The organism is Telluria sp. RT2P19, from assembly GCF_059685725.1.
Genome location: NZ_JCASIL010000013.1, coordinates 154,749 through 167,939, shown reverse-complemented (window position 1 = coordinate 167,939; position 13,191 = coordinate 154,749). Strand labels below are relative to the sequence as shown.

At 69.7% G+C, this 13,191-nt stretch carries 10 protein-coding genes; 2 read left to right on the top strand and 8 right to left on the bottom strand.

Annotated features, from left to right (window positions below; translation table 11 throughout):
- Positions 1–179: 179 nt before the first annotated feature.
- A complete protein-coding gene (locus tag AC56KW_RS17130; RefSeq protein WP_497171878.1) occupies positions 180–665 on the bottom strand; it encodes a GNAT family N-acetyltransferase in 486 nt (161 codons plus the stop codon).
- Positions 666–836: 171 nt separating this feature from the next.
- On the opposite strand from AC56KW_RS17130, the gene AC56KW_RS17125 reads away from it, so the two are divergent.
- Both AC56KW_RS17125 and AC56KW_RS17120 read left to right on the top strand, forming a co-directional pair.
- A complete protein-coding gene (locus AC56KW_RS17125) occupies positions 837–1,811 on the top strand; it encodes a PP2C family protein-serine/threonine phosphatase (protein WP_497171877.1) in 975 nt (324 codons plus the stop codon).
- Between the two features lie 140 nt (positions 1,812–1,951).
- Positions 1,952–3,514 carry an FHA domain-containing protein gene (locus AC56KW_RS17120; RefSeq protein ID WP_497171876.1) on the top strand — a complete coding sequence of 521 codons (1,563 nt, stop codon included), beginning with the start codon at positions 1,952–1,954 and terminating at the stop codon, positions 3,512–3,514.
- Positions 3,515–3,737: 223 nt separating this feature from the next.
- Here the strand turns inward: AC56KW_RS17120 and AC56KW_RS17115 are convergent, their stop codons facing one another.
- From AC56KW_RS17115 to AC56KW_RS17085, 7 genes are all read right to left on the bottom strand, one after another.
- Positions 3,738–4,628, bottom strand: coding sequence for a pirin family protein (locus AC56KW_RS17115; protein ID WP_497171875.1), 891 nt, complete (start codon positions 4,626–4,628; stop codon positions 3,738–3,740).
- Positions 4,629–4,673: 45 nt separating this feature from the next.
- Positions 4,674–6,953 (bottom strand): bifunctional serine/threonine-protein kinase/formylglycine-generating enzyme family protein, encoded by a 2,280-nt coding sequence (locus tag AC56KW_RS17110; RefSeq protein WP_497171907.1) that lies wholly within the window; start codon positions 6,951–6,953, stop codon positions 4,674–4,676.
- Between the two features lie 10 nt (positions 6,954–6,963).
- Entirely contained in the window at positions 6,964–9,030 is a 2,067-nt protein-coding gene (locus tag AC56KW_RS17105; protein ID WP_497171874.1) for a coiled-coil domain-containing protein, read from the bottom strand.
- A 144-nt stretch (positions 9,031–9,174) separates the two neighbouring features.
- The gene (locus AC56KW_RS17100; protein WP_497171873.1) at positions 9,175–10,188 is read right to left on the bottom strand and encodes a hypothetical protein; all 1,014 of its coding nucleotides are present in this window, start codon (positions 10,186–10,188) and stop codon (positions 9,175–9,177) included.
- Positions 10,185–11,282, bottom strand: a complete 1,098-nt coding sequence (locus tag AC56KW_RS17095) for a hypothetical protein (protein ID WP_497171872.1) — start codon at positions 11,280–11,282, stop codon at positions 10,185–10,187. The genes AC56KW_RS17100 and AC56KW_RS17095 overlap by 4 nt, the downstream gene beginning before the upstream one ends.
- A 27-nt stretch (positions 11,283–11,309) precedes the next feature.
- Complete coding sequence (locus tag AC56KW_RS17090; protein ID WP_497171871.1) at positions 11,310–11,870, bottom strand: hypothetical protein; 561 nt, start codon at positions 11,868–11,870, stop codon at positions 11,310–11,312.
- Positions 11,867–13,123 carry a hypothetical protein gene (locus AC56KW_RS17085; RefSeq protein ID WP_497171870.1) on the bottom strand — a complete coding sequence of 419 codons (1,257 nt, stop codon included), beginning with the start codon at positions 13,121–13,123 and terminating at the stop codon, positions 11,867–11,869. The genes AC56KW_RS17090 and AC56KW_RS17085 overlap by 4 nt, the downstream gene beginning before the upstream one ends.
- Between the last annotated feature and the right edge of the window lie 68 nt (positions 13,124–13,191).

Sequence of the window (13,191 nt, the reverse complement as noted above, 5' to 3'; positions counted from 1 at the left end):
ATCGCGGCGCCACCGCCAGCCATTGCCTGGGCTTGGACCGCACGCAGCAGGACGCCGCAGGCCGGCGACGCCACGAACAAGAGATCGTGCGCGACGATCACCGCAATGATTCCGTAGACCGCCCATGGCGCCGGTACCAGCAAGCCGCATGGTCGGCGGCATGCCGTGCCGCCATGCGCCTAGTCCTGGCAGTCGTTGGCCCAGCTCAGCCGCATCGGATTGAAAGACAAGCCTTTCGCGCACTGGGTCGGACCGACCCGGACGAAACCGAAGGCCTCGTACGCCGGTACCCCGTGGTTCGACGAGTTGACCGTGAAATTCCCGTCACCACCACGTGCGATGGCCGCGGCCCGGGCTACGTCCCATAGCTTGCGCGCCAATCCTTGCCCCTGCCAGCGCTTGCCGACAAACAGATGGAACAAATGGCTGTTGTCGCGGATCGCGATGAAGCCTGCCAGTTGTCCCTCGTCGAGCGCCACGTGGTACACATGCCCCAGCGCCAGGAACTTGCGCACGCCCATCTGGTCGTTCTCGGCCAGGAACGTCGCCGCGCCTTCACGCGTCGATTCGTGCACGATGAATTCGAGCGCCAGGTCGCGCAATAGCGACGCGATGGCGGGGGCCAGCGTCGGAATATCCGCGTTGGCCAGCGGTCGGATGTCCATGATGTATTGACACTGCAGTACGGGACACCAACATACCACAATGTTGATGTTCTACAAGGCAATTTCCGAGGATTGTCTTTGTGGCTGAAGGCAGGGCAAAAACCGTCCAATCGTGGCATCGACGCCCTAAATCAGTAGTACAGTGTCGGCATTCACCTGATCATTTTGCCAATGCCAGCCACCATCGCCGATTTCCGGTTCGCTCCCCTGTTCGATGTCGCTGTTGCCAGCCGGGTCGGTTGCGGTCCCACCACCCGCGCCGAGAACCAGGACAACTTCGCCATCATCGATTTTGATGGCCGCGCCTGCCGGCTGCAAGACCAGCACGCGCTCTGCACGACCGTCGACGGCTGGCCGGCCGGGCACGGGCGGCTGGCCGTCCTGGACGGCATGGGCGGTCATGGCCACGGGCGCGAGGCGGCCGAGGCGCTGGCGGCGGCGCTGCTCGACATGCCGGCCTGTACCACGGCGGACGAGCTCGCCGACCGGCTCGATGCCGTGCACGCCGGCCTGCAGGCGCGTTTCGCGCTCGACGCCGTCGGCGCTGCCCGGCCCGGCACCACGCTGACCCTGCTCGAGCTGCGCCCAGGCGCTCCGCCGCTGCTGTACCACGTGGGCGACTCGCGCCTGTACGAACTCGACCCTTTGCATGCCGCCCCCTTGACGATCGACCACGTGCCGGCCACCGCCGCCGCCCTCGTCGGCCGTCTCGACGAGGCACACTGGTGGCGCCAGGTGCATGCTCGCCACGCGCCCCAGATTGCCCAGGCTTTCATCCTGGGCAACGCGTTCGCCAATCCGGCGCGCCTGTCCGATCCACTGTTCGCGCTGACGCCGGAAAACCTGCCCTGCTGGCTGGGCCACCTGGCCGACCGCCGCCCGCTGGTGCTGCGGCCCGGCGCGGCCTATGTGCTTGCCACCGACGGATTCTGGTCGTGCGCGCAGCCCGACGGCTTCGTTGCCGGCTGGCCCGCGCTGATGGCCGATGCGCCAGGCGCGGCGATGCTGGTCGAGCGGCTGTTCGGCTTGCTGGAGAACGATCCGCCGCCCGGCCTGCAGCCGGACAACCTCACCGCCCTGGTCGTACGTCCGCTGGCGCGCCATGCCGATGAAACGGTGCTGCCGGTCGAGGCCGGCAGCAACTGAGCACCGCGCCAGGCCGCCAACCTACCTATTGCTTCTAGAAAATAATGTTGTTAATCAATGATCTTGGTGCGCCGTACGGTGCGAAAACAGCGTAAGCTACCAATGTTTATTTCGACCATCATTCAACTTGTCTCTCTGACATGAATCGCTGCCGCAACCCCGCGCATCCGCACTGCACCGTCTGGGTCCTGCCCGGCGACGCACTGTGTGCGCACGGGCATGCCCAGCCAGAGGACGGACCTGCCGCGCTGGCGGCGGCTGCGCCTGAGGCGAGCGCTGCATCCGGCCTGCCGTCGAGCTTTGACGTCATCACCGGGCTGCGCAGCCGGCGCAACACCGAGATCGCGCCGGCGCCGGTCGAGCGCGCCGTCAACCTGCAACGGCCCCAGCTGCACATCAGCGGTTTCGACCCGCGCGCCGCTGGCGGCCGCCAGGCGATCCGACTCGAACTGCGCGGCATGCCGATGGATTGCGCGCCCGAAGTGCGCATGCTGGTGCGCTCCGCGCTGCGCCTGCACGGCGGCGAAAGCTACGGCTTCCAGCGCACCTCGCGTGGCGACTGGCGTCCGCTATTTCTCGAGTTTTCGTCGCGCGGCCTGGAACACGGCCAGTACCGCATCGAGGTCGAGCTGCACAGCCGCCACCCGCAGGCGCCTGAATCGAGCCGTACCTGGACCTGTTCCCCCGTGATCCTGGTGCCGCGCCAGGACGCCAGCCTGGGCGAGATCCACCAAACCTTCCTCGCCACCCACAAGAACGTGCGGGTGACGGCGGACGACGCCGGCATCGCGCGCATGCATGCGGCCGGCGGTGCGCTCGGCGGTGGACGGATCGATATCGACGTCAATGCGCGCAACGCCTCGATCGCCCAGCTCAACCTGGATGGCGGCGGCGGCAAGATCGACCTCGGCATGTCGACCATCGCCTGGGACGAAGACCTGATCGAGATCGACATGCCGCTCGAGGCGGCGCCCCATCCCTGCCCGGCGAGTGGCGCCTGCCTGGTGTATGCCGAGGCCGACTCGGCCACCCAGCGCCACGTGCGCCTGTTCGCGCTCGACGAGTGCGTGCTGGGCCGCTTCGAGACCATCGCCCCCGAAGCCGACCTGCTGCTGGGCCACCATGGCGAAGCCGGCATGGAATACGGCGGCCTGACGCGGCGCCTGTCGGGACGGCACGCCATCATCCGCCGCAGCCGCCATGGCTTCGAGATCGAAGATGTATCACGCTACGGCCTGCTGCTGGACGGCGTCTGGCCGGGCAAGCACATGCCGGTGCAGCTGCGGCTCGGCATGCGGATCGAACTGACGGCCAGCATCAAGGGTATCGTCACGCTCGAGGTGACGGCCCTGATGGCCCACGCGGTGGTGCTGCACCGGCTCGACGCCGGGACGCGCGCCGAGTGTTTCTATCTGATGGCGCCAGATTCTGTCCCAGCCAGCCGTGCGCCGCAGCAAGCTTCCAGCATGCCGCGCGCCGCCGCGCTGCCGTTGCTGTTCCATCACGACGGCGGCTTCTGGCAGCGCGACCGCAACAGCGGCCGCGACACGCCGCTTGCGCCAGAGGCGGGTCTGGGCCGCCTGTGGCAATCCGGTCTTGGCATTGGGGCCCGTTTCGTGGCGCAGGCGTATCCCGAGGCGCACACCGCCCCCGGCGGCATCGGCGACAGCCGCAGCAAGATACTGTCCACACTCAGCGCCTGAGCCGCCTGCCGGCGGCGCAAGCTCAGCCGTGTGGCGGAATCAGTACCAGGAAGACCAGCGCTGCGCCGGCCAGCAAGGCAGCCTGCAAGGCGAATACGATCGCCGGCGCCCGCAGGTGTTCAGGAATCTTCATGACGTCACCTCCCGTATGCAACAAGCCCACGTTGGTGACAACAGCTTACGCCTTTCCGACGCGCCTTGCGAGCGCTGGCCATGCGGCAAGTCAGTCGTCGCGCCAGGCCGCCGGCACGGCCGGCAGCGGGATGCGTTCCGTTTCGCCGGGCACAGGCACGAAGCGGTCCGCCTCCCAGTCGTGCGCCGCCTGCTCGATGCGTTCGCGGCGGCTCGACACGAAATTCCAGAAGATGAAGCGCTTGCCGTCGAGCGGCGCACCGCCGATCACGACGAAGCGCGCCCCCGCACTCGAACTTACCCGTACCGCAGCGCCGGGCTCGAGCATGGCCATCGTGTTGGCGGGGATCGGCTCGTCGTCGACCTCGACGGCCCCGATCGGTGCATACAGCGCGGCCTCTTGCGGCAAGTTGTCGAGCGCGATCGTGGCACCGGCGGCCAGGTGCACGTCGAGGTACAAGGTCTCGGCGAAGGTCGGCACCGGCGACGCCTTGCCCAGCGCGGCGCCGACCAGCACCCTCACCTTGGCGCCCTCGAGCAGGATCTCGGGGATCTGGCTGGACGGCGTATGGCTGAAGGCGGCCGGCGTTTCTTCGTGCTCGCGCGGCAGCGCGGCCCACAATTGCAGGCCGTGGGTACGGCGCGAGCGTTCGAGCAGGTCTTCGGGAGTGCGTTCGGAATGCACGATGCCGCTGCCGGCGGTCATCCAGTTGATCGCGCCCGGCTCGATCCGCTGCTCGGTGCCCAGACTGTCGCGGTGCATGATCGCGCCTTCGAACAGATAGGTCACCGTCGCCAGGCCGATGTGCGGATGCGGACGCACGTCATGGCGCGTGCCGGGCGCCGCTTCGACGGGGCCCATATGGTCGAAGAACAGGAAGGGGCCCACCGACTGCCTGGCCGCTGCCGGCAGGATACGGCGCACGGTGAAGCCGCCACCCAGGTCTTTGTCGTGGGATTTGAACAGGTGTGCGATGGCCATGGCGAGGTCCTGGTTGAAAAGGCGATGCTCGACTGTACACCGAAGTCAAAGCTCGCGCACCACCCGGAAGCCCACGATATCGTTCGACAGCACGGCCGAGAAGCCGTTGCGCAGCGCCGAGCGCAGATAGCGCGGGTTGTACAACCAGGACCCGCCGCGCAGGATGCGCCGCACCTGGTCGCCGCCGAGTTCCCAGGCGCTGCCATCAACGGGCGCGCCTTCGTAGTTGTCGTGCACCACGTCCTGCACCCATTCCCAGACGTTGCCGTGCATATCGTGCAGGCCCCAGACGTTGGGCGGGAAGAAAGCGACCGGCGTGGTCCCATGGCGAAAGTCGCCGCGCGGGCCGCCGTTATACGTGAAGCTGCCGTCGAAGTTGGCCTGGGTGGTCGAAATGGTGTCGCCGACGTTGAACGCCGTCCTGGAGCCGGCGCGGCAGGCGTATTCCCATTCGGCCTCGCTCGGCAGACGATAGCGCTTGCCGGTCGCCTCGCTCAGCCAGGCCACGTACTGCAGCGCGTCGAACCAGGTCACGCCGACCACCGGATGCGTATCTTGCTGCGGGAAGCCGGGAGATTCCCAGTCCACTTCGCCATGCCGCTGCCAGCCGCTCGCCTGCACGAAGACGCGCCATTCGCCGACCGTGACCGGATAGCGGCCCATGGCGAAGGCACGCTCGATCCCGACCCAGTGCTGCGGGGTCTCGCGCGCGATCCAGTTCTTTTGCGAGCCGGCCGCCATCGCGATGCGGCGCTCGTGTTCGGGGGAACCCATCTCGAAGCGGCCGGCCTGGATCAGGACCAGGGCCGGGCCGGCGCCGCTGCCGTCGAGGAAGGGGTCGTGCAGGACGCCGTGCGCGTCGGCGGCCGGCATGGCGGGCGCTGGCGCGCACGGCGCCCCCTCTGCCGCAGCAGCAGGCGCCTGCTCCGCCGCGCGCGCCGTTTCTTCGTCGCGCGCCTTCTTTTGCTGCGCGACATACGCGGCGGCGGCCCTGGCCTGGGCCGCCTTGCGCGCTGCCTCTTCTTTCGCCGCCTGGGTCTTCGCGACCTCTTCGTCGCGCTTGGCCAGCAACTGCTGGCGCAGCAATTCCTTGCGCGCCAGGCGCGCTTCCTCGGCCGCCGCGCGTTCGCGGCGCTGCTGTTCGCGCAGCTGCAAGCGGCGCTGCTCGTCCAGCCTGGCCTGGACCACGGCCGCCGCCTCGGCCTCCACCTTGCGCCGTGCGGCCAGTTCGCGCGCCTCGTGCTCCTGTTCGGCGCGGCGCGCCGCCTCCTGCGCGGCCAGTTCCTCGGCCGACGGGCCGGCCGCGGCGCGGATGGCCTCGAGCAGCGCATGCACGGTGGCCGGGCGCGCGGCCGGTTCGCGGCCGAAGCCGGCGCGCAGCACTTCCCACTGACGCGCGCCCAGGGTCTCGGGCACTTTGCCGCCCGGCTCGCCCGGCAACACGCCGGTCAGCAGCTGATGGATCATCACCGAGACCGCGTACACGTCCAGCGTCGGTTCCGGGATCACGCCCTCGCTGGCCGCTTCCGGCGCGCGGTAGCCGGCGGTGCCGGAGGTCGTCGGCGCATCGAGCGGCGACATGCCGCCGCTGGCGCGGGCGCGTGCGGCGATGCCGAAGTCGAGCAGCTTGACCTCGCCCTTGTGGGTGACGAAGACGTTGCCGGGCTTGATGTCGCGGTGGACCAGGCGGTGCTTGTCCCAGGCGTAGTCGAGGGCGTCGGCCACCGGATCGAGCAGCGCCAGCACGCGCGCCAGCGGCAGGCGCTGGTCCCGTTCCAGCGCCCGTGCCAGCACGGCGTCCAGGTCTTCGCCCTCCAGGTACTCCATGATGATGAAGTAACTGGACGTGGCCGGATCCTGGGCCCATTCATACACGCGCACGATGTGCTCGTGGGCCAGGCGCCGCGCGCGCGTGGCTTCCTGGATCAGGAGCTTGGCGTGGCTCGCGGCCTGGGTCAGGTGCGGCGGCAGGATCTTGAGCGCGACCTGGGCGCTGTGTCCCAGTTCCGCATGGGTGGCAAGGTCGGTCGCCTGCCAGACCTGGCCCATGCCGCCATGGGCGATCAGGCGCTCGAGCCGGTAGCGGCGGGTCTGCGGACCGATTTCCTGGCCCGCCATCAAGCCGATTTCGGTACCCGGACGGGTCAATGCCGCGGCCGGCCCGGCGCCAGGCTCGGCACTGGTCGCCGGGCCTGCGGCGCGCTGCTCCGGGGTGTATGCCGCGTCCAGGATCGCGTTCTTGCGCAGGTCGAATTCCTGACGGCTCAACAGGCCGTCTTCGTGCAGCGCGCGCAGTTCGCGGATCTTGTCGATGGCAGTCTGCATCACGCTCGATTCAGGCAGGGAGCGTCGATCCGCAAGCGGCGCAGAAACGGTCTTCCGGCTTGGCCGGGTGACCGTGCACGCACTGGCGCGCGCCGGCCGCCGTCAGCGCAACGCGGCCCGCCAGCGCGGCCTGCGACGTCAGCGCCGACTTGTTGACATCGTTCTGCATGGCCAGCAGGTCGATCTGGTGGCGGCGGTCCTTGTCGACTTCGTGCTCGCGGCGAGCCTGCTCGGCGGCCAGGCGCGCCTCTGCCACGACCGCATCGATCTTGCCGACACCCGCTACGCCGGCCAGCGCCGTCAGCTGGTCGCCATCCATCGACGCATGCACCCGCGTCTTGAGGTAGTCGGCCAGTACCGCGGCGTTGGGCGGCTCGGCCAGGGCCAGCTTGGCGGTATCGTCCATGCCTCCCAGTGCTTCGGCGCGCGCCATCGCCAGCCGGGCCAGCTCGATCTCGTGGGCGCGGTCGGCCGCGCGTGCGCCCTCGAGAATACCGGCGCGGCGCGCGTCGGCATCGAGGGTGACATCCTGCATCCGCCGCGCATGGGTGGCATCGGCTTCGATCGTGCGCAGCAGCTTTTCGTGCTGGGCCTGGGCGTCGGCCCGGCTGGCGCCGCGGCGCACGCCGTGGATGCGCTGGCGCGCCTGCTCGTCTTCCCATTCCTGCGCCCTTTCGGCGTCGCGCCGGCGCGCTTCGTTGGCCAGGCACAGGGCCTGGTAGCGCGCCGCGTGTTCGGCCTCGTCGATGTCGCGCAGGCGCCGCGTCGCATCTTCTTCGCTCGCGCGCAGGCGTACGAGTTCGGCGCGCTGGCGCGATGCATCCTCGATCTGGCGCGCCTGCTCGATCTTGTTGCGGATCTGCTGCTGCAGCAGTTGCTGCGAGAAACGCTGCTGCGCCAGTTGGCGCGCCTGGGCCGCCTCTTGCTGGGCGCTGGCGACTTCGGCGCGCATGCGCACGCCGGCCAGCGCGCGCAGATGCTGCCACTCGGCGGCTTCGTCGGCGCGCTCGGCGTTCTTTTGCGCCATCTCGTGTTCGAGTTCGGCCAGCACTTCGGCCGCGCCATTGGCCAGCGCCTGCCTGCGCGACTGGGCTTCCAGGATGCGGCCATACAGCTCGATCTGGCGCGCCCGCACGCCGTGCGCGCGGTCGGCCCCCTGGAGGGAGAGTTCGGCACGTGCGATCGCGTCATCCTGGCGCAGCTCGGCGCGGCGTAGCCGCAGCCTGCCCTCCTCTTCGCTGCGCTTGATGCGCTGCCATTCCTCGGCCGTGTACAGTTCGTCGAGGTGGCGGCTGTGCGCCAACTGCACGCGCTGCTCGTCGGCCGCCAGCCACAGGCTGCCGATGCGGGCGCGGTTGGCGTCGTATTTGTCGTGACGAAGTTCGAAGGTCTCGACCGCCGTCACCGCCAGGCCGTAGCCGGCCAGCAGCACCTTGAGGCCGCCCTGCAGGCGTTCGTCGAGTTGGGCGCGCAATTCGCCATTGGCCGCCATCTCGCGGATCGAGCGCGCGCCGATGAACTCGAGCGCCAGCTGGCGCACCGGATGCGACAGCAGCTCGCGCAACTCGCCGGCGCCGACGGTGCCCGGCGTGGTCATGAAGTGGCGGGCAAAGGCCGGCACGTTCTCGATCCTGACGCTGACCGTGAAGCGCAGCGCGATATCGAGGTGCTCGCAAGTGGGAATGTCGTCGAACTCGAACGGCACCGGCAGGGCGCCGGTGCGGGTGACGAGGATCTCGGCATGCTGGTCGCGCAGCAGGTGGTTCAGGCGGGTGAAGAAGCCTTCGATCTCGTACTCGCCCTGCGGCACCTCGGTGGCCTTGTCACCCTGCAGGATGAAGCCGCGCGCGGTGGCCGGCACCCGCAGCGTCTTGACGAACAGGCCGGATAGTTCACGCACGCCGAAAAACACCGCCAGCTCGTCGGGACCGGGCACCCAGCGGTTCTCGACCAGTACCGGCTTGTTGCGCGGCGCGCCCAGGATGACGCCACAGCCGGCGCAATAGCGCGCCTCGGACGCATTCCTGCATTCGCACCGCGGGCAGCTGGCGCCTTTTACTCCGAACATCTGCAACATATCCGACTCCGTTCTATCTCGTACTGCTCGTCACTTCCAACGACGAACCTGCCGTCCAACCCGTGGATTCTAGCAGGGCCACGCGCGCGGCACGGATCGTTCCCGTGCGCGGGCGCGATCCGGTCAGATTTGCTGCCGCTGCCCCTAGATGATGCCGATCCGGTCGACGCAGGCGAGGCTGGCGCCGCGCGCTCGCAGTTCTTCGCGCAGGCCCTGCGGCAGCGCCGTTTCCCACTCCCTGGGCAGCAGGACGCGGTCACCGGGAGCGGCTTCGCGTGCGATCAGCGCGCATTTCGGCGCCAGCGCCTCGACCGCCTCGACCCGGCCCGCATGCCAGGCGCTCGACTTGCCGGTCGCGATGATGCGTCCGCGCGCCGCGAATTCGCGCCCGCGCGCCATGCGGTCGGCCATTACCAGCGCCAGCTGGTAGGAGTCGCCCGAAAAGCGTGGCTCGCCGAATCGCACCGTGGTGCGCCACTGGCCCTGGCCGCGGCCATCGAAATGGCGCGCGCCCGCCAGCACCGCCGCGACCTGCGCCTGGCGCACCGCATCGACATCCGGCACGCTGACCGGGTCTTCCTCGACCTTGTCCTCGCGGCCCGCCCGCGCCAGGGGCCGCACGCTGACCTCGACCCAGCCCAGGCCATCGTGCTCGCCGCCGCTGTGCATCGGGAACCATGCGCGCGCGCTCGAGAGCGCGGCGCCGGGATCCGGCCGGCCGTTCAGGGCGCCCAGGTGGGGCAAGGCGTCGGCGCCGCCCAGCAGCACCCCGCCGGGTGTGCCAGCCAGCCGGCGGCCGTCGATGCGGCCCAGGTGCCAGGCGTCCGACCAGCCATTCGCAACCACGTCGCCCTTCGGCGCGAAGACCCCGCGCACCATGCGGTCGGCCAGCACCGCGGCGAGCTCCCAATCACGGTCGCCCGCGCCCGGCGCACGGTCAAGGCTCAGCACCACCTGGTCGCGGCTGTCGAAGCGCGCCTCGGTATGGCGCGCCAGCCGTACCACCTGCTGCATGCGCTCGGCCACGCCGGGCGCCCCCGGCACGGCGCACTTGACGTCGGCGCGGCCGGCGCGTGCCCGGCGCGTCGCGGTAATCGTCAGCATGCCGCCGTCGACGGCGATGCTGCGGCAGGCGATCGTGCTCACCCCGGCGCTCACGCTTCCTCCCGTTCCACTTCACTGGCCGAGACGGCGCGCCTGGCGCCGGCTTCGGTCTCGAGATTGGCCACGATGCGGTCGGCCTCGTCGAACAAATCGTCGAGCGGGCCTTCGCCGGCGACCTTCAGGCGCGCCAGCAGGGCCCATGCCTCGTCGAGCGCGGCGGCGGCGCGGCCGCTGTGGCGCGCGCGCCGCAGTTGTTCATCCTGCGCCAGCGGCTGATTGGGGGCCGCGAGTTCGAGCGCCGGCATGGTGCCGACCGACAGGCTGACCAGGTCGAGCCGGCGCAGCAATTCCTGGTGCTGGCGGAAGCGCCCCTGGTCGGCCGGCATCACCGCCATGCGCACCGCGCACATCAGGCACGGCAGCTCGAGGAACAGGCGACGCAGCGCGCGCGCGTCTTCGCAAGCCGGCACGAATGCTTCCTGCGGCGCGGCGGCGCCGGCAAGCTGCGCGTGTGCTGCGGCAGGCGGCGGGGCCGCTTCCAGCCGCGCCTCAAGCGTGACCGCGTAGTCATGCGCGGCGCCCAGGTCGACCGGCACGCAGTCGTCGACCGTGACGCCAAAGCGCGTGTACATCAACTGGTTGAAACCGGAACGGAAGGCATTCCACTCTTCCAGCGTCGTGCAGGGCGGCAGCTCCAGGTTGCCCTGGGCCAGTTCGCGCTGCAGCGCGCTCTGCGCCAGCAGGGCGAAACCGTCCAGCGCCACCATGCCGCCGGCCTCGCTGGCCAGGAACAGGTCGAAGCGCTGATGGGTCGCGCGCGGGTCGCTGGCGTCGATCGCGAACTGCACGCGCAGGCCGATCTCGGGGGCGTCCGCGAACGGCACCAGCGTGCAGGCATAGGGCCCTGGATGGACGCACCAGGCGGCCTCTCCCTCGAGGACGGCGATGCGGCTGCCGGCCGCGAGGCGCCGGCTGCGTCCGCCCCGGTCGACCAGCACGGCGGCGCAGGCCGCGGGGACGGTGAGGCCGTTCGGCGCCGGCAGCGCGATCGCCACGCTGCCCAGGCCCGTCGCGTCGAAGTCGGGTTGCCGCAGCGGACGTCGCAGCGTGCCCTGCAGTGTGTTTTTGAACAGCGAACCTAGCATCATCGTCCTTCCGGGTAGTTCGGACCTACACTATGTAACCTGTGTCGCCCGAGGGATGACCTCGAAGCGCGCTCCTTGCTGCTGAAAATGCGCCGCCGGCAGATCCGCGAAAGGCCACGGGCCTTCGCACTCGCCGTCGGCGTCGAGGCGTCCTTCCAGGACCAGCGCGCCGCGACCGTCGCGTACCTGGATCGCCGGCCGCGCCGCCAACAGGTCGGCCGCCCCCGCCGCTTCCGGGTCGAGCTGCGCGATCACCGCCAGTGCGCCTCCGGCATCGACAAAGTGCAGGCGCCACATACCGTCGTCGGTGCGCAGCAGGTCGAGGGCCGCGCCGCTGTCGGCTGCGCGCAGCAGGCCCCGGCTGCCGCTCCAGGCGACTGGACCGGTCTGCCCGCGCCGGGCGGTGGCCAGGTGACGCAGGCGGCGCAAGGTAAGTGGCGACGCCTGCAGCGTGGCGCGCTCGCGGTGCGTCAACGGCCGGCTGCCGTCCAGCGCCTGCACCAGCACCTCGTCGGCCAGGACCAGGCGGTCGCCCTCCACCCGGCGGCCCAGCAATGCCCCGGCCTGCAGCTTGCGATCCAGTTCAGTCATGCCCATCGTCTTTCCTCCTCCATTCCCGCCATCTGGTTCAGGCGCGCGATCGCGGCGTCGCGCCGCTTGCGCAAAGTGGGCAGCGAGATCCCGTCCAGGCCAGCCAGCTGCTGCATCGTCGGCAGTTCGCCCTTGTCGGGATCCAGCCATTCGGACGGATAGCTGTCGTCGAATGGACCGAGCAGCTTGAGGTACACCGCCAGCCGGACGGGCAGCGATTCGTGCGCCATCCGGCGCGCCGCCCAGCTGCCGCGATCCTCGCCCAGCGCCGCCAGCAGAGAATAGTTGGGGGGGAGTGAAACCTGCTGCGCGACCAGGGCCAGGCGGGCCGCCTCTTGCCCGTCGGCCGGGGCCGGGTCGACATCGGGCGCCTCGGATTCGGCGACATCCAGTGCATCCTGGTGCGCTTCGAGGATCAGGTCGGGGCCGGGCGTGCTGCCCTGCTCCGATTCGCCCAGCACCCGCCAGTAGTCGTCCAGCCAGGCGGTCGCATCGCCGGCATCGTGCAGCCAGTCCTGGTCAAGGTTGGCCGACAGCAGTTCGTATTCGCCGATTTCACGCAGCATGGCGCCGATCTTGTCCGGGCTGTTCTTCAGGCTGGCGAAACGCTTGGATCGGGTATGGAGCGGCCCCGGCGCGCCGGTGTAGCGCTCCAGGCTCTCGCTCCAGCGCATGATCCATTCGCTCTTGCAGTCGCCGATGGTGCGCAGCTGGCGCGCCTCGATCGGCATCGCCGCCACCTCGCGGCCCAGGATCGCCCCGACCTGGGCCGCGTGCTCGCGCCAGCGCTCGAACAGGCGGGCGACTTCGTGGTAGGCGGTATCGAGCATGCGGTAGGCATACATGCGGTTCGGACTGCAGGGGCGGCCGCACGCGGCCTGGTAGTTATCACTGTCGACCTTGTCGCGCAGTACGGCGTAGAGGTCGTTGAATTTCTTGCGCAGCGGCGCTTCGCCGCCGGGTTGTTCCCAGAACCGGCCGATGCGGGCATGCTCGGCCGTGACCGCGGCGCACAGGGCAGCCCAGTCGGCGGGACGGGCCTGGAGTTCGTAGACCAGCGTCAGGGCCAGTTCGCCGCTGGTATCGCCGTAGCTGTTGCCCGCGGTACTGAACAGCTTTTCGGCGCGGGCGCCGGATGCATGCAGGGCCTGGCCCACCGCGTCGACGTAGGCGCCGAGCGATTGCTCCGTATCCGGATCGAGCAGCGTGGCCGGCCCGAACCGAGCGCACGCGTGCAGGGAGCATTGTCCCAACAGCTTGCGGACCTGCTCCCAACCATGCTCCTGATACCGGGTTCCCGGCAAACGCATACCTGCCCCAT

Coding starts and splice junctions, on each gene's coding strand:
- AC56KW_RS17130 (WP_497171878.1), bottom strand. CDS start 665: ATGGACATCCGACCGCTGGCCAACGCGGATATTCCGACGCTGGCCCCC.
- AC56KW_RS17105 (WP_497171874.1), bottom strand. CDS start 9,030: ATGTTGCAGATGTTCGGAGTAAAAGGCGCCAGCTGCCCGCGGTGCGAA.
- AC56KW_RS17120 (WP_497171876.1), top strand. CDS start 1,952: ATGAATCGCTGCCGCAACCCCGCGCATCCGCACTGCACCGTCTGGGTC.
- AC56KW_RS17090 (WP_497171871.1), bottom strand. CDS start 11,870: ATGACTGAACTGGATCGCAAGCTGCAGGCCGGGGCATTGCTGGGCCGC.
- AC56KW_RS17110 (WP_497171907.1), bottom strand. CDS start 6,953: ATGCAGACTGCCATCGACAAGATCCGCGAACTGCGCGCGCTGCACGAA.
- AC56KW_RS17125 (WP_497171877.1), top strand. CDS start 837: ATGCCAGCCACCATCGCCGATTTCCGGTTCGCTCCCCTGTTCGATGTC.
- AC56KW_RS17115 (WP_497171875.1), bottom strand. CDS start 4,628: ATGGCCATCGCACACCTGTTCAAATCCCACGACAAAGACCTGGGTGGC.
- AC56KW_RS17095 (WP_497171872.1), bottom strand. CDS start 11,282: ATGATGCTAGGTTCGCTGTTCAAAAACACACTGCAGGGCACGCTGCGA.